Genomic DNA, 14970 nt, shown 5'->3' with positions numbered 1-14970 from the left:
GCTCGACCAGATGTCACGGAAGGGTCCGGTCAAAAGGCCCGCGCCCGGCGTCGCTGTGGCCATACCCACGTCGGCCGAGCACACAAACCTGAACGGAAGCGATGTCTGAGGAATCCCGCACCGCGGTCGTGATCCCCGCCGCCGGACGCGGCGTGCGGCTGGGCCCGGGCGCCCCCAAGGCGCTCCGCGCGCTGAACGGCACGCCCATGCTCATCCACGCCGTACGGGCCATGGCGGCATCCCGCGCCGTCTCGCTCGTCGTCGTCGTGGCCCCGCCGGAGGGCGCCGCCGAGGTCAAGTCACTCCTCGCCGACCATGCGCTGCCCGAGCGCACCGACTTCGTCGTGGTCCCCGGCGGCGAAACCCGCCAGGAGTCCGTGAAGCTCGGTCTCGACGCCCTGCCGGACGGCATCGGCGTCGTCCTGGTGCACGACGCCGCCCGTCCGCTGGTGCCCGTCGACACCGTCGACGGCGTCATCGAGGCCGTACGCGACGGCGCCCCCGCCGTCGTCCCCGCGCTGCCCGTGACCGACACCGTCAAGCAGGTCGAGCCCGGGGACCCCAAGGAGCCCGGCCGGCCCGAGCCCGTGGTCGCCACACCCGAGCGGGCCCGCCTGCGCGCCGTGCAGACCCCGCAGGGCTTCGACCGCGACATCCTCGTCCGCGCCCACGAGACGGTCACCGAGAACGTCACGGACGACGCCGGCATGGTCGAGCAGCTCGGCCTCCAGGTCGTCGTCGTACCCGGCCACGAGGAGGCCTTCAAGGTCACGCGGCCCCTCGACCTCGTCCTCGCCGAGGCCGTGCTCGCCCGCAGGAGGGCCAACGATGGCTTCTGAGCAGCAGCCGCGCATGACGCTCCCGCAGGTCGGCATCGGCACCGACGTGCATGCCTTCGAGGAAGGCCGCGAGCTGTGGTGTGCCGGGCTCCTCTGGGAGGGCGAGAGCGCGGGCCTCGCCGGGCACTCCGACGGGGACGTCGCCGCGCACGCCGCCTGCGACGCCCTGTTCTCCGCGGCCGGCATCGGCGACCTCGGCGCGCACTTCGGCACCGGCAGGCCCCAGTGGTCCGGCGCCTCCGGTGTGACGCTGCTCGCGGAGGCGGCCAGGATCGTGCGCGCCGAAGGCTTCGAGATCGGCAACATCGCCGTCCAGGTCATCGGCGTACGCCCCAAGGTCGGCAAGCGGCGGGACGAGGCGCAGAAGACGCTGAGCGCCGCCGCCGGCGCCCCCGTCGCGGTGTCCGGCACGACGACGGACGGGCTCGGCCTCACCGGCCGCGCCGAGGGCCTCGCCGCGATCGCGACGGCACTGGTCGTGCGGACGGGCTGACAGCGGCGGCGGTGCGGGCGAAATGCCGCTGGGACGGGGCGCGTTGGAGGAGTATCGGGAGCGCACCCGACAGCAGCACAGCGTCAGCCAGCGACGTACGAGAGAGGCGCCCTATGCCCGCCGAACTGTCCGACAAGCTCAAGGCCCTGCTCGACACCCCCGTGTTCGTCTCCGTCGCCACCATCCAGCCCGACGGCAGCCCCCAGGTCTCACCGGTCTGGGTGAAGCGCGACGGCGACGACCTGCTCTTCTCCACCACGATCGACCGCCGCAAGGCGAAGAACCTGCGCCGCGACCCCCGCGTCACGGTGCTCCTCCAGCCCTTCGACGCCCCGTACACCTACGCCGAGATCCGCGGCGAGGTGACGATGACCACCGAGGGCGGGCGGGAGCTGATCGACGAGCTGGCCCTGAAGTACACCGGCCTCAAGTACGCCGAGTTCAACCCGTCCTCCGTGAACGAGGCGCCCCGCGTCGTCGTCCGCGTCACTCCGCGCAAGGTCGCCGGCCGCATCTGAGGCCTCTCGCGCCCGCGCGTGTCACAGTTCCGTGCCCTGTTGACCCCGGAGGTCGCAGGGCACTGCCCTGCGCCCACTACCCTGGTGTGGTGACGATTCGCCTGTACGACACCAGCGCCCGGCAGATCCGAGACTTCAGCCCGCTCACCGACGGTTGTGTCTCGATCTACCTGTGCGGCGCGACGGTGCAGGCGGCCCCGCACATCGGACACATCCGGTCGGGTCTGAACTTCGACATCATGCGCCGCTGGTTCGACTACCGCGGCTACGACGTCACCTTCATCCGCAACGTCACGGACATCGACGACAAGATCATCCGGAAGTCGGCCGAGCAGGGCCGCCCGTGGTGGTCGATCGGGTACGAGAACGAGCGCGCCTTCAACGACGGCTACGACGTCCTCGGCTGCCTGCCGCCCACCTACGAGCCGCGTGCCACCGGTCACATCACCGAGATGGTCGAGATGATGCGCGGCCTGATCGAGCGCGGCCACGCGTACGAGGCGGACGGCAACGTCTACTTCGACGTGAAGTCCTTCCCCGGCTACCTGGAGCTGTCCAACCAGGAGCTCGACAACCTCCTGCAGCCCGAGGGCGAGGGCGAGACCGGCAAGCGCGACCCGCGTGACTTCGCCATGTGGAAGCGGGCCAAGGAGGGGGAGCCCAGCTGGGAGACCCCCTGGGGCCGTGGCCGTCCCGGCTGGCACCTGGAGTGCTCGGCCATGGCCCACAAGTACCTCGGCCGTGAGTTCGACATCCACGGCGGCGGCATCGACCTGATCTTCCCGCACCACGAGAACGAGATCGCGCAGGCCAAGGCCTTCGGCGACGCGTTCGCGCGGTACTGGGTGCACAACGGCTGGGTCACCATGAGCGGCGAGAAGATGTCGAAGTCGCTCGGCAACTCCGTCCTCGTGTCCGAGATGGTCAAGAAGTGGCGCCCGATCGTCCTTCGCTACTACCTGGGCACCCCGCACTACCGCTCGATGATCGAGTACAGCGAGGAGGCCCTGCGCGAGGCCGAGTCCGCGTTCGCGCGGATCGAGGGCTTCGTGCAGCGCGTGGTGGAGAAGGCAGGGGGCGTCGTGGAGCCCGCCGCCCAGGTGCCGCCCGCCTTCGCCGACGCGATGGACGACGACCTGGGCGTCCCGCAGGCGCTGGCCATCGTGCACACGACGGTCCGGCAGGGTAATTCCGCCCTGGCCGCCGACGACAAGGAAGCCGCGGTGGAGCGGCTCGCCGAGGTGCGCGCCATGCTGGGCGTCCTCGGCCTCGACCCGCTCGACCCGCAGTGGGCGGGCGAGAGCGACCGCGGCGAGGACCTCCACGGGGTCGTCGACACGCTTGTACGTCTCGTGCTCCAGCAGCGGGAGGCGGCGCGTGGCCGCAAGGACTGGGCCACCGCCGACGCCATCCGCGACCAGCTCAACCAGTCGGGCCTCGTCATCGAGGACGGCCCGACCGGACCGCGGTGGACTCTCGGCCCGCGCTGAGCGTTCGACCTCGCGATGTGCCGCCCGGCGACCCGGGCGGCACACTTCATATACGTACGCAGTCCCGCAGTGGGCAGCCATGCAGCACGCAGGCAGCCGCACGCAACACAGAGACAGGTAGGTCATGGCCGCTAACAACCGCCGCATGTCCGGCAAGAAGGGCGCGCAGGTCGGCAGCGGTGGAAATCGGCGCCGCGGCCTTGAGGGCAAGGGCCCGACGCCGCCCGCCGAGGCGCGCAAGGGACACAAGAAGAACCGCATCGCCAACGCCGCGGCCAAGAAGGCCTCGGGTGGGCCCGGCGGTCGCCGCCCCTCTCCCGTGAAGGGCCGCGGCAAGGGCACCTCCGAGATGGTCGTCGGCCGTAACTCGGTCGTCGAGGCGCTGCGCGAGGGCGTGCCCGCCTCGATGCTCTACGTCCAGCAGTTCATCGACAACGACGAGCGCGTCCGCGAGGCGCTGCAGATCGCCGGTGAGCGCGGCGGCATCCACCTCATGGAAGCCCCCCGCCCCGAGCTGGACCGCATGACCAACGGGCTCAACCACCAGGGCCTCGTGCTCCAGGTGCCGCCCTACGAGTACGCGCACCCCGAGGAGCTCGCCGCCGCCGCGTACGACCAGGGCGAGGACCCGCTGATCGTCGCGCTCGACGGCGTGACGGACCCGCGGAACCTCGGCGCCGTGGTCCGCTCGGCCTCCGCCTTCGGCGGGCACGGCGTCGTCGTCCCCGAGCGCAGGGCGGCGGGCATGACCGCGGGCGCGTGGAAGACGGCCGCCGGTGCCGCGGCCCGTACGCCCGTGGCGCGGGCCACCAACCTGACCCGCGTCCTGGAGTCGTACAAGAAGGCCGGGCTTGCGATCGTCGGGCTCGCGGCGGACGGCGAGCACGAGGTCGGCGACCTCGAAGCGCTCTCCGGTCCCGTCGTCATCGTCATCGGCAGCGAGGGCAAGGGCCTCTCGCGGCTGGTCGGCGAGACCTGCGACTACCGCGTACGGATCCCCATGCCGGGCGGCACGGAGTCCCTCAACGCCGGTGTCGCGGCGGGCGTCGTGCTCTACGAGGCGTCCAGGCGCCGGAGTTGATCCGCACCCCCGGACGTCGGCCGGCCCGCGGAAACCGCGCCGGCCGGCGCCCGGGGAAGATCTTGACGCGGTCCGGACATTTCCGCGCGGTCAAGGCAGTGTCCTAAACACACATCACTCGGTTAGATGAGTGTGGACACCAGAACGCCCCGCAATCCCACGGGGGGAAGCTCGTCAGGGTTCGACGAAGCTCCCGCGCTGAGCATGGTGAAGGTGCCGAGCGACCCGGCCCAGGTCATCGTGAACCACGCGAGCTTCCGCGTGCAGCTCCCCACCGCGCAGCGGACCCAATCCCCGCGTATCGCACGGCACTTGAGCAATGCCGATGGCACCGTGCGTATCCCCGCCGCCGGCTCCGCAGCCCGGCGCCGCACGCCCGTCGTCTGGAGCGGGAAGTCGGAACCCGGCGATCCCGGAGCCACCGGACTGCTGCAGGCGGTGCGTGGAACCGGCGTGCGCCATTCGGCCGAGGCAGGCGGCTCCTCCTACGACGACGGAGGTGCCACGCAGGTCATCCCACGCATCGACGAGGACGATCTCGAGAGTACGCAGCCCACGCCTGCCGTCATCGGCCCCCGCCACCCCGACCCCGGGACCCGGCTCATTCCGCGCATGCCGATGCCGGAGAGCGATCTCGACGAACAACTCCCCTACGGGGACGACGACTTCGGCGACGACTTCGACGACACGGGCGAACGCCAGGTCGTACGGCGGCACGGGGCCGACCCCGTGCGGCACGCCTACTACCCCGGCCGCCGCATGAACCTCGGCGTCGTGCTGCTTCCGCTGCGCGTCTTCCTCGGGTTCATCTCCATCTACGCCGGCATGGGCAAGCTCTGCGATCCCGTGTACTTCGACGGCGGCGACCGCGGCTCCATGGTCAAGTGGCTCAACTCGCTGCACCCCTGGGCGCTCGCCGAGCCGCTGCGGGACTTCGCCCTCTCGCACCCGGTGGGCGCCGGGCTCTGCATCGCCTTCCTGCAGATCATCGTCGGCGTCCTGACGGTGCTCGGTCTCTGGCAGCGGGTCGCGGCCGGCATCGGCGTGCTCCTGTCCGCCGCGCTCATCGTCACCGTCAGCTGGAAGACCGTCCCCGCCTACGACGCGCCCGACATCATCTATCTGGCCGCATGGTCGCCGCTGATCATCGCCGGCGCGCCCGTCTACTCCGTCGACGGACGTCTCGCGGGCGAGGCCTGGCGGACGCTCGGGCCGCGCGTGGACATCTGGGAGCTGCGGCGCCGAGTACTGCGGCGCGGTGCGCTCATCGGAGGGCTCGTCGTCGGGCTCACGCTGCTCATCGGTTCGATGCTCGGCGGCGCCGTCCGGGACGCCGACCGCGTGACCGTACCGGGACCCGGCGAGGCCCCGCGCAACGAACTGCCGGGCTCACCGCTCCCCGGAGAGCCGGGGAAGCAGCAGCAGCAGCGCCAGGGCCAGTCGCAGAGCCCCACGGCCTCCGGGTCCGGGACGCCGACGCGGGGCAGCTCCGCGAGCCCCACACAGGGCGCCACGGTGACCACTCCGGGTGCGGCGCGCGAGTCCGCCGCCGCGGGCACCGGCCAGCAGCAGCCGAGCCAGACCCAGGGCACCACCGGTCAGGCTCCTCCGCAGCAGACCTCGCCCCAGCAGCCTCCGTCGGCCACCGCGGGACCCACGTCCAGCGGCGGCGGCACCGGTGGCGCGGCGCCCGAGGGCGGTACGAGCGGCGGCAGCACGAGCGGCGGCAACGGCCGGCTCGTGGGCGGCCTCCTGGGCGGCGGCTGACCCGCCCGGTCTTCGTGAACGCCGATGGGCCCCGCACAGTCACTGTGCGGGGCCCATCGGCGTACGTACGTATGCATGGCGGCAGAGGGCCTCAACCCTCCTTGCCCGCAAGCTCCTTGGCCGCCTCGGTGAGGTCCTTCGCGGTGTCGATCGCCCGCCAGTAGGCGCCCTGCGGCAGCGGGAAGCCCGCCAGGCTCTTCTCACGGGCCAGGCGCGGGAACGTGGTGCGCTCGTGGTCGCCGCGGTCCGGCAGGAGCGCGGTGAACGAGGCGGAGAAGACGTACACGCCCGCGTTGATGAGGTAGGGCGACGGCGGGGACTCGATGAAGTCCGTGATGTGGCCGAACGCGTCCGTCTCGACGGCGCCCCACGGAATGCGGGGGCGGGCAAGGGCGAGTGTCGCGGTGGCGTCGCGCTCGGCGTGGAAGGCCGCCATGTCGCGCAGCGAGAAGCGGGTCCAGATGTCGCCGTTCGTCGCGTACCAGGGGCGGTCCGCGTGCGGGAGGTGGCGGGCGGCGTACTTCAGGCCTCCGCCGCGCCCCAGGGGTTCGTTCTCGACCACCGTGGTGACGTTCAGGGGGAGGTCCGCCGACTCCAGCCACTCCTGGAGGACTTCGGCGAGATGGCCGCAGGAGACGACCGCGTCCGTCACGCCCTCGGCCGCGAGCCAGGAAAGCTGATGGCCGATGATCGGGGTCCCCGTGCCGGGGATCTCGACCATCGGCTTGGGCCGGTCGTCGGTGTACGGACGCAGGCGCGAGCCTTGGCCTCCGGCCAGGACGACGGCTTGGACGGGGTGCGGGTCAGAGGTCATGCACCGCACGATATGCGGACGTGACGGTGCTCCGACCCGGACCCCTGTCCTCCGTCGCCGGACGGCTCAAGACGACTGCGCGGCGACACCTGTCGCGAAGGACGTGTCGCAGACCGGGCGGGAGTACGACTGGGCGCGTGTCGGGCCGTACGCCCGGACGGCCGCGCGGCCGAGGGCACGGGCGATGGAGACACAGTGCTTGGCGAGCGACGGGTGGCGGTTCACCTCCTGCTGGAGGTGGGTGAGCGCGACACCCGGGTTCTTCTCCTGGAGCTCCAGGAGGAGCCGGTCGCGCAGGATGTCCTGCGGCGCGCGGGACTTGGCCGGTGCGGAGAGATCGTCGGCGGATGCGGTGAGCATCGAATCCGAGGAGCTCTGGGACCAGTTGACGCTGGTGACCGCGAGGGTCCCGGAGAGCACCAGCATCACGGGCAGGACGAGGGCGAGCGTGCGGCCGATGCGGCGGGCGGGGCCCCGGTGGGCTCGGCGCGGCTTCTGGGTGTAGTTGGCGGAGTGCGTCACGCGAGTGAGCGTAGCGGTCGGTGATGATTTGGCGACATTACGTCACTCGGTCGAGCGACGGAGAATGAGGTTTCTTTGGAGCGGTGTTGACGCGCGCCCGGCGAAATGACCGGTCTGCCGGGGTATTTGTCGACAACGTGGGCGAACGCACAGGGCCCCGCACCGGAGTGCGGGGCCCTGTCCTTGCTGGTGAGCGGGATCGTCAGTCGGTGAGGCGCTCGCCCGTCGACGTCGAGAACACGTGGATCTCGCCCGGACGCGGCACGACGTGCAGCTGCGTGCCCTTCTCCGGGACCCGGCGACCGTTCACGCGGACCACGAGGTCCTTGTGCTCGCCGCCGACCTCAGCGGAGCCGTAGACGTATCCGTCGGCGCCGAGCTCCTCGACGACGTTCACGGAGACGGCCAGGCCCGCCGGGGCGTCCTCGGTCTCCTTCGAGAGGGACTTCGCCGTGGCGCCGTCCTGCTCGACGATGTCGAAGTGCTCCGGGCGGACGCCGACGGTGACCGTGCGGTCGCCCTTGTCGGCCGCGGCGGACAGCGCCTCGCGGTTGACCGGCACGACGGAGTTGCCGAACTTCACGCCGCCGTCGGTGATCGGGACCTCGACGAGGTTCATGGCGGGGGAGCCGATGAAGCCGGCGACGAAGAGGTTGGCCGGGCGGTCGTACATGTTGCGGGGGCTGTCCACCTGCTGGAGGAGCCCGTCCTTCAGTACGGCCACGCGGTCGCCCATGGTCATGGCCTCGACCTGGTCGTGGGTGACGTAGACCGTGGTGATGCCCAGGCGCCGCTGGAGGCTGGCGATCTGCGTACGCGTGGAGACACGGAGCTTGGCGTCGAGGTTCGACAGCGGCTCGTCCATGAGGAAGACCTGCGGCTCACGCACGATCGCGCGGCCCATGGCGACACGCTGGCGCTGACCGCCGGAGAGGGCCTTCGGCTTACGGCCGAGGTACTCGGTGAGGTCGAGGATCTTCGCGGCGTCCTCGACCTTCTGGCGGATCTCGGCCTTGTTGACGCCCGCGATCTTCAGGGCGAAGCCCATGTTGTCGGCGACCGTCATGTGCGGGTAGAGCGCGTAGTTCTGGAACACCATGGCGATGTCCCGGTCCTTGGGCGGCAGGTGCGTGACGTCGCGGTCACCGATGCGGATCGCTCCGGCGTTCACGTCCTCCAGGCCCGCGAGCATGCGCAGGGAGGTGGACTTTCCGCAGCCGGAGGGACCGACGAGGACGAGGAACTCGCCGTCCGCGACATCGAGCTGAAGCTGGTCGACGGCGGGCTTGTCGCCACCCGGGTAGATGCGGGTCGCCTTGTCGAACGAAACAGTGGCCATGGTGAGGGCCCCCTTCACCGGCAGGAACGTGCCGGACGATCCGTTGTAAAGAGAGGAGTGGTGTAGTCCACCTGAGTGAACTGCTCGTGACCGTACCCCGGGGGGTGTGGGTCTGTCAGTAGTCGGGGAGCTGCGGGTTTCGAGGGAATTTTCGAGCTTGGCAGAGCGGGTGCCTTTTGATCCGTGCCTTGAGCATGAGGTGGCAGAGCACCCCACTTTTGACCCACCCCAAGGCTTCCTGCTTCACGGCCCACCGCCGACGGACAACGGGCTACCCCGTCATCACGCACGGTCTTACACGAACTCCACAGGCATTCCGGCCGACGGCCCGTCGGTCCGTACCGCACCAGCCGCGCACCTACGCGACCAGCAGACACTCCTCAAGCTCCGACGCCTTGACCACCGTCGGCGCCTTCCGGCCCGGCGGCAGCGCGGCAGCAACCAGCCAGTACAACCGCATCCCCTCGTCCCGGAGATTGACCGCCGCATTCACATCCCGGTCATGAACCACATCGCACTCGCCGCACGTCCACTCCCGGACCGCGAGATCAAGCTTCGGCCCCTTCACATGGCACGCCGAGCAACGGCGCGTAGAAGGAAAAAAGCGGTCCACGACCACCAGCGTCCGGCCGTACCACTCGCACTTGTAACGCAGCTGCCGCAACAGCTCGCCCCACGCGGCATCGATGATCGACTGATTCAGCTTCGCCTTGCGCCGCCTGCCCTTGCCACGCGCAGGACGCAACAGGGTCACGATGGACAGATCCTCCACCACGAGCACTTGGTTCTCGCGCACGAGGCGGGTGGTGAACTGATCCAACATGTCCCTGCGAACGTCGCAGATGAGCGCGAAAAGACGCGCGATCTCCCGCCTGGCCTTCTCCCGGTTCTTCGAACCCCTCACCTTCCGATGCAACTCACGCTGCGCCTTCGCCAACCTCTCCGCATACCGCCGCAGCAGCCGCGGATTCTCCAGCTTCGTCCCGTCGTCGAGCGTGACGAGCGACGCAAGCCCCAGATCCAGACCCACGGCCTTCGGCTCCCGCGAGCCGGGAAGAAACGCGGAGGGAAGAGGCGCGATCACCTCTTCCACAAGCAAGGAGAGGAAATACCGCCCCGCCCGGTCCCGCGTCACCGACAACCGCACCGGAAGCATCTGCGCAGGCAGCGCACGCGACCACCGCACATCCAGCGGAGACGTCTGCTTGGCCAGCGTGACCGAACCAGTCCCGGGCCGCTCGACATCCTCCACCCAGCGAAACCCCGTCCGAACGTACGTCGCCGAATCCTGCGCCCGGTGCTTCTTCTTCCACCTCGGATACTTCGCCCCACCCTTGAAGAATGCCGTGAACGCATGATCCAGATGCCGCAACGACTGCTGCAGCACCGTTGAGGACACCTCCTGCACCCACGACGTCCCCTCCGCATGCCGCCAGCCCGTCAGTGCTCGGCACGTCTCGGCGAAGCCGACATTAACCCGGTGCCGCTCCCACGCCCCGGAACGCAGGGCAAGACCTTCGTTGTAGACCCAACGGCAGGCGCCGAACGTCTTCTCCAACTGTGTGGCCTGCGCCTCGGTCGGATAGCAGCGGAACCGGTAGACGCGCTGCTGCGTGCCGGGCTCCTTGGCGCGACTCTTCATGGGAGAGGCAGGGCGGGCGTGGTGTTTGCGGCGGTCGGCGATGCCCAGCGCCTCGCGCTTGACGCGCTTGGCTTCTGAGCCGGTCACCGCCTTGGGCTTCTCCGTCGCGTCCTCCATGCACCCCTCCCCGGGTCCCACAGTCCGATAGTCGGAACAGCACTTCAGTCCGTTCAACGAACGGGTGCGCGGGTGGTTACGGGTGGATCTGGAGGTGGGCGGCTGGGCAACTCCGTGGCTTGGGGGATCAGGCTCTGTGTAAGGTGGAGCAGCCTCGCGTGCGGCGTTGTCGTGCGCAGTGCCGCCTTAGCTCAGTTGGCAGAGCGCCGCCCTTGTAATGCGAAGGTCGTCGGTTCGATTCCGACAGGCGGCTCAAAAGCCCAGGTCAGGGCGATCTTGACCTGGGCTTCTTCATGTCCGAAGTGCTTCCGAGGCGCAGCGCCAGGGCAGCGTCAGCGGGAGGTCCGGCTTCGGTTGGAGTGGGAGCGGGAGCGGGGCGCGGCGCGTGTGGGTGTGGGTCAGTGGCGGCCCGACAGGCGGTCCGCGATGCGGGCCAGGCGGGGGGCCCTGGCGGTCGGCGTGGTGAGTTCCTGACGGTCCGCGTGGCGGTATGTGGCGTACATGCCCTGGACGCCGATCCAGCGGAATGGTTCCGGCTCCCACTTGCGGACCTTGTGGTTGACCCAGGGGAGGGTCGTGAGGTCCGTGGGGCCTGCTTGGCCCGAGTCCTGTTGGACCAGGTCGCGCAGGGTGCGGGCCGCGAGGTTGGCGGTGGCGACGCCCGAGCCGACGTAGCCGCCCGCCCAGCCGAGGCCCGTCGCGCGGTCCAGGGTGACGGTGGCGCACCAGTCGCGGGGGACGCCGAGTACGCCGGACCAGGCGTGGGCGATCTCGACCCCGGCCAGTTGCGGGAAGAAGCGGGTGAGGATCTCGCGCAGGGCCTCGATGGTGGGCGGTTGGGTGCGGCCGTCGTTGTCCGTTTTCGAGGCGTAGCGGTACGGGACTCCCCGGCCGCCGAGTGCGATGCGGCCGTCGGCGGTGCGCTGGGCGTACATGTACGCGTGCGCCATGTCGCCGAGCGTCTCGCGGCCTTCCCAGCCGATCGATTCCCATTGGGCGGGGGTCAGGGGTGCTGTCGCGATCATGGAGGAGTTCATGGGGAGCCATGTACGGCGCTGGCCCTTCAGGGACGCCGTGAAGCCCTCCGTGCAGCGCAGGATGTACGGGGCGCGGACCGTGCCGTACGGGGTGATGGCGTGTTTCGGCTTGATCTCCGTGACGGGTGTTGATTCGTGGATGGTCACGCCGAGTGCTTCTGCCGCCGACGCCAGGCCCTTCACCAGTTTCACTGGGTGCAGGCGTGCGCCGTGCGGGGTCCAGGTGGAGCCGACGGCGCCCGCGACGCGGATGCGGTCGGCCGTCTCGCGGGCGCCGTGCAGGGTGCGTTCCTTCTCGCCGTACGCGAGCTCCGCGGCGTGGAACTCCTTCAGGCGTGCCAACTGCGCCGGGGTGTAGGCGACTTCCAGGACGCCGCCGTGGTGGATGTCGGCCTCGATCCCTTCCGTCTTCGCCGTCTCGATCACCTCGGTGACGGTGTCGTTCATCGCCTCCTGGAGGCGGACGGCCGCTTCCCTGCCGTGCAGGCGGGCGTAGCGGTCGCGGCCCGCGATGCCGTTGTAGAGCCAGCCGCCGTTGCGGCCGGAGGCTCCGTAGCCGCAGAACTTCTGCTCCAGGACGGTGATGCGGAGGAAGGGGGCGGCCTTTTTCAAGTAGTACGCGGTCCACAGGCCTGTGTAGCCGCCGCCGACTATGCAGACGTCGGCACTTTCGTCGCCCGGCAGGGGCTCACGGGGGGCCGGGGTGCCGTGGTCCGCGTACCAGAACGAGATGCCGCCGTTGATCGTGCTGCTCATGAGCCGGACGTTACTGCGCTGGTGGGGACTTTGGGGAGGGGTTCGGAGGGGGCCGTTCCGATACGTTGATCCGGCACGTGGCGATGTCGAAGCGTCAGGTGCCGAGATCCAGGAGGACTGTTCAGATGGCCGTACGCAAGGCCGGGCGCATCGTCGCCGCGGTGGCCGCCACCGCACTCGTCGCCGGGGGCGCTGCCGCCTGTGGGCCCGAGGACTTCACGGGCGGTGGCGATGACAAGGGGTCGGCGTCGGAGGCCGCGTCCACCGGTGGTCCCGAGGCGAAGGAGCCGCCGGCCGGCACGGACGTGCTCGCGAAGTCGCCCGCCACGGTGAAGGGTGGCGTGATCACGGTGGGCGACCCGAAGGCGGCGCATACGGTCAAGTTGTACGAGGACGCGCGCTGCCCGATCTGTAAGAAGTTCGAGGAGACGGGCGCGCAGGCGCTGGTGGAGCCGGTGGCGGAGGGCAAGGTGAAGGTCGAGTACACGCTCGCGTCGTTCCTCGACAAGAACCTCGGTGGCAGCGGCTCGGTGAATGCGGCGAACGCGCTGCGGGCTTCGGTGGAGGCGGGCAAGTTCCCGCAGTACCACGCCGCGGTCTTCGCCAACCAGCCCGAGAGCGAGACCGAGGACGCCTTCACGCCTGCCTTCCTGTTGAAGATCGCCGACAAGGTGGACGGGCTGCGGGGCGCCGAGTTCGACAAGGCCGTGCAGAAGGGGACGTACAAGAAGTGGGTCGGTGAGGCGATGCAGGCCTTCTCCGACGATGGCATGCAGGGCACGCCGACCGTGGTCATCGACGGCAAGAAGGCGGCCAGTAACTCGCTGTTCGACCGGGACGCGTTCGCCAAGGAGCTCAAGGCCTCCGGGATCTCCTGAGGCTCTTCACCGCCCAGCTCCTCGGCGCGGGGCGTACGGCACTCCGGGTCAGCGGGTAGCAGGCAAGGCCGATCAGGACCGATGTGAAATGGCCCAGGTCGGTGAAGGTCCTGCCGGTGATCAGCGGAGTGCCGTACACGGCGAGGACGATCAGGAGATACGCGTATCTCCAGGGGCTCGGCACCCAGTAGGTAAGGACGGCGATCACGCCCGCCAGCGCGTAACTCACGCCTACGTCCAGGGTGTTGACGGACGATGCCGGGGCGGCGCCGTGGTGGATCGCGAGCGCGAGTACGCCCTCGCTGATGAGGGTGGCGCCGATGTGCGCGGCGGCGGCCACCGCGAGCCAGCGTGCGGTGCCGAGCCAGCGTTCGGCGGTGGCGTGGAAGAGGGTGTAGAGGACGGCGTACGACAGCCAGGTGCCGCCGTCGGTCCAGAGCGCGCTGGAGATCAGGACGCGGACGGGGTGCTGTGACAGCTCGTTGATGTTCGTGGAGCGCTGGCGCAGGAAGTCCTTCTCGAACTCCGGCGACATGTGGTGCACCGCGACCGTCGTGACGAAGAGGACCGCGAGCCAGATGTACGTTCCCGGAGCGCTGCGGACGTAGGCCCTGATGCCGTGGACGCCCGCCCGGACGCGGTGGGTGGAGGCCCGGATAATCCCCATGCGGCGATTCACCCACGCCGGTAGCGTCGCGGGCGTGATCGACATTCGCATTCCGGACGAGCTGATCGAGTCGCAGTACCTGTACGCGGGGGAGCCGGGGCGTGCCTTCATCGCGGCGCTGCCCGCGCTCGTGGCGGAGTTCGTCGAGCGGTGGGACCTGAGGGTCGACGGCCCCTCGATGCACGGCATGGCCGCGCTCGTGCTGCCCGTGGTGCGGAGGGACGGCACCCCTGCCGCGGTGAAGTTCCAGCTCCTCGACGAGGAGACCGAGAGCGAGCCGGTCGGGCTTCGGGTGTGGGACGGCGACGGGGCGGTGCGGTTGCTCGACCACGACGACCGGACGGGCACGATGCTGCTCGAACGGCTCGACTCCGGGCGGATGTTGTCGACGATGGAGGACACCCACCAGGCGGTCCTCGTCATCGCCGGGCTGCTCGCCCGGCTCACCTCGGTGCCCGCGCCCGAGGGCATGCGGCGGCTCGCGGACATCGCGGGGGAGATGCTCGACGACCTGCCCGGGGCCCTGAAGGCGATCCGTGACCCGGACCGGCGCGCGATCGTGGAGCGGTGCGGGGGTGCGTTGCGCGAGGTCGTGGGGGAGCCCGGTGACCGGCTGCTGCACTGGGACCTGCATTTCGAGAACGTCCTCGCGGCCGAGCGCGAACCGTGGCTGGCCATCGACCCGAAGCCGCTGGCGGGGGACCCCGGGTTCGACCTCTGGCCCGCGCTCAACAACCGCTTCGACCCGGACGACCTGCTGTGGCGGTTCGACGCGATGAGCGAGGTGCTGGGGCTGGACAGGGAGCGGGCGCGCGCCTGGACCTTGGCCCGGGTGCTGCAGAACGCGCTGTGGGAGATCGAGGACGGGCGGGAGCCGGACGAGGAGGACCTGGAGCTGGCGCGGCGGCTGCTCGGGGCGTGAGGCGCGGGTTGGTCCCGGTGGGTGGTCTCCGGGCGTGGGTTGGTCCCGGTGGGTGGTCTTAGGGTGCGGGTTGGTCCCGGTGGGTGGG

Annotated in this window: 14 protein-coding genes and 1 tRNA gene; 9 read left to right on the top strand and 6 right to left on the bottom strand. The window is 70.1% G+C overall.

What is annotated here, in order from left to right; genetic code table 11:
- Window positions 1–101: 101 nt before the first annotated feature.
- The 6 genes from ispD (at window position 102) to ABXJ52_RS16830 (ending at window position 6188) form a co-directional block, all read left to right on the top strand.
- Window positions 102–839 carry a 2-C-methyl-D-erythritol 4-phosphate cytidylyltransferase gene (ispD, locus tag ABXJ52_RS16855; RefSeq protein WP_367043315.1) on the top strand — a complete coding sequence of 246 codons (738 nt, stop codon included), beginning with the start codon at window positions 102–104 and terminating at the stop codon, window positions 837–839.
- Window positions 829–1332, top strand: a complete 504-nt coding sequence (ispF, locus tag ABXJ52_RS16850; RefSeq protein ID WP_367043313.1) for a 2-C-methyl-D-erythritol 2,4-cyclodiphosphate synthase — start codon at window positions 829–831, stop codon at window positions 1330–1332. Before ispD ends, ispF begins: the two co-directional genes overlap by 11 nt.
- Window positions 1333–1445: 113 nt before the next feature.
- Complete coding sequence (locus ABXJ52_RS16845) at window positions 1446–1850, top strand: PPOX class F420-dependent oxidoreductase (RefSeq protein ID WP_367043311.1); 405 nt, start codon at window positions 1446–1448, stop codon at window positions 1848–1850.
- A gap of 89 nt (window positions 1851–1939) precedes the next feature.
- Window positions 1940–3340 (top strand): cysteine--tRNA ligase, encoded by a 1401-nt coding sequence (gene cysS, locus ABXJ52_RS16840; RefSeq protein WP_367043309.1) that lies wholly within the window; start codon window positions 1940–1942, stop codon window positions 3338–3340.
- Between the two features lie 124 nt (window positions 3341–3464).
- Window positions 3465–4421: a 23S rRNA (guanosine(2251)-2'-O)-methyltransferase RlmB gene (gene rlmB / locus ABXJ52_RS16835; protein ID WP_367043307.1), complete on the top strand. Its 957-nt coding sequence runs from the start codon at window positions 3465–3467 to the stop codon at window positions 4419–4421.
- A gap of 126 nt (window positions 4422–4547) precedes the next feature.
- Window positions 4548–6188, top strand: a complete 1641-nt coding sequence (locus ABXJ52_RS16830) for a DoxX family protein (protein WP_367043305.1) — start codon at window positions 4548–4550, stop codon at window positions 6186–6188.
- 91 nt (window positions 6189–6279) lie between these two features.
- Here ABXJ52_RS16830 and ABXJ52_RS16825 read toward each other — a convergent pair whose 3' ends face one another.
- From ABXJ52_RS16825 to ABXJ52_RS16810, 4 genes are all read right to left on the bottom strand, one after another.
- Window positions 6280–7002, bottom strand: a complete 723-nt coding sequence (locus ABXJ52_RS16825; protein ID WP_367043303.1) for a nucleotidyltransferase family protein — start codon at window positions 7000–7002, stop codon at window positions 6280–6282.
- A 66-nt stretch (window positions 7003–7068) separates the two neighbouring features.
- Complete coding sequence (locus ABXJ52_RS16820) at window positions 7069–7524, bottom strand: hypothetical protein (RefSeq protein ID WP_367043301.1); 456 nt, start codon at window positions 7522–7524, stop codon at window positions 7069–7071.
- A 202-nt stretch (window positions 7525–7726) separates the two neighbouring features.
- On the bottom strand, window positions 7727–8863 hold the full coding sequence (gene ugpC / locus ABXJ52_RS16815; RefSeq protein WP_367043299.1) for a sn-glycerol-3-phosphate ABC transporter ATP-binding protein UgpC: 1137 nt from the start codon (window positions 8861–8863) through the stop codon (window positions 7727–7729).
- A gap of 358 nt (window positions 8864–9221) precedes the next feature.
- Window positions 9222–10622, bottom strand: a complete 1401-nt coding sequence (locus tag ABXJ52_RS16810; protein WP_367043297.1) for an RNA-guided endonuclease TnpB family protein — start codon at window positions 10620–10622, stop codon at window positions 9222–9224.
- A 180-nt stretch (window positions 10623–10802) separates the two neighbouring features.
- Between ABXJ52_RS16810 and ABXJ52_RS16805 the strand changes: the two genes are divergently transcribed.
- A tRNA-Thr gene (locus ABXJ52_RS16805) sits at window positions 10803–10875 on the top strand.
- Window positions 10876–11020: 145 nt separating this feature from the next.
- Here the strand turns inward: ABXJ52_RS16805 and ABXJ52_RS16800 are convergent.
- Window positions 11021–12415 carry an FAD-dependent oxidoreductase gene (locus ABXJ52_RS16800; RefSeq protein ID WP_367043295.1) on the bottom strand — a complete coding sequence of 465 codons (1395 nt, stop codon included), beginning with the start codon at window positions 12413–12415 and terminating at the stop codon, window positions 11021–11023.
- Between the two features lie 125 nt (window positions 12416–12540).
- Here ABXJ52_RS16800 and ABXJ52_RS16795 point away from each other — a divergent pair, with 125 nt between their 5' ends.
- Window positions 12541–13293 carry a thioredoxin domain-containing protein gene (locus tag ABXJ52_RS16795; RefSeq protein ID WP_367043293.1) on the top strand — a complete coding sequence of 251 codons (753 nt, stop codon included), beginning with the start codon at window positions 12541–12543 and terminating at the stop codon, window positions 13291–13293.
- Here the strand turns inward: ABXJ52_RS16795 and ABXJ52_RS16790 are convergent.
- A complete protein-coding gene (locus tag ABXJ52_RS16790; RefSeq protein ID WP_367043291.1) occupies window positions 13271–13960 on the bottom strand; it encodes a rhomboid-like protein in 690 nt (229 codons plus the stop codon). The genes ABXJ52_RS16795 and ABXJ52_RS16790 overlap by 23 nt on opposite strands.
- Between ABXJ52_RS16790 and ABXJ52_RS16785 the strand changes: the two genes are divergently transcribed.
- The gene (locus ABXJ52_RS16785) at window positions 13959–14882 is read left to right on the top strand and encodes an aminoglycoside phosphotransferase family protein (protein ID WP_367043288.1); all 924 of its coding nucleotides are present in this window, start codon (window positions 13959–13961) and stop codon (window positions 14880–14882) included. The two genes, ABXJ52_RS16790 and ABXJ52_RS16785, sit on opposite strands and share 2 nt — an antisense overlap.
- The last annotated feature ends 88 nt before the right edge of the window (window positions 14883–14970 follow it).

Source organism: Streptomyces sp. Je 1-332 (genome assembly GCF_040730185.1).
Classification (GTDB): domain Bacteria; phylum Actinomycetota; class Actinomycetes; order Streptomycetales; family Streptomycetaceae; genus Streptomyces.
The sequence above is the reverse complement of the archived record's forward strand: the minus strand, read 5'-3'. Positions and strand labels throughout refer to the sequence as shown.

Bases quoted from the DNA above. Each gene is read 5' to 3' on its own strand.
- ispD (WP_367043315.1), top strand. From the start codon at position 102: ATGTCTGAGGAATCCCGCACCGCGGTCGTGATCCCCGCCGCCGGACGC.
- ispF (WP_367043313.1), top strand. From the start codon at position 829: ATGGCTTCTGAGCAGCAGCCGCGCATGACGCTCCCGCAGGTCGGCATC.
- ABXJ52_RS16845 (WP_367043311.1), top strand. From the start codon at position 1,446: ATGCCCGCCGAACTGTCCGACAAGCTCAAGGCCCTGCTCGACACCCCC.
- rlmB (WP_367043307.1), top strand. From the start codon at position 3,465: ATGGCCGCTAACAACCGCCGCATGTCCGGCAAGAAGGGCGCGCAGGTC.
- ABXJ52_RS16830 (WP_367043305.1), top strand. From the start codon at position 4,548: ATGAGTGTGGACACCAGAACGCCCCGCAATCCCACGGGGGGAAGCTCG.
- ABXJ52_RS16825 (WP_367043303.1), bottom strand. From the start codon at position 7,002: ATGACCTCTGACCCGCACCCCGTCCAAGCCGTCGTCCTGGCCGGAGGC.
- ugpC (WP_367043299.1), bottom strand. From the start codon at position 8,863: ATGGCCACTGTTTCGTTCGACAAGGCGACCCGCATCTACCCGGGTGGC.
- ABXJ52_RS16810 (WP_367043297.1), bottom strand. From the start codon at position 10,622: ATGGAGGACGCGACGGAGAAGCCCAAGGCGGTGACCGGCTCAGAAGCC.
- ABXJ52_RS16800 (WP_367043295.1), bottom strand. From the start codon at position 12,415: ATGAGCAGCACGATCAACGGCGGCATCTCGTTCTGGTACGCGGACCAC.
- ABXJ52_RS16795 (WP_367043293.1), top strand. From the start codon at position 12,541: ATGGCCGTACGCAAGGCCGGGCGCATCGTCGCCGCGGTGGCCGCCACC.
- ABXJ52_RS16785 (WP_367043288.1), top strand. From the start codon at position 13,959: ATGCGGCGATTCACCCACGCCGGTAGCGTCGCGGGCGTGATCGACATT.
- ABXJ52_RS16790 (WP_367043291.1), bottom strand. From the start codon at position 13,960: ATGGGGATTATCCGGGCCTCCACCCACCGCGTCCGGGCGGGCGTCCAC.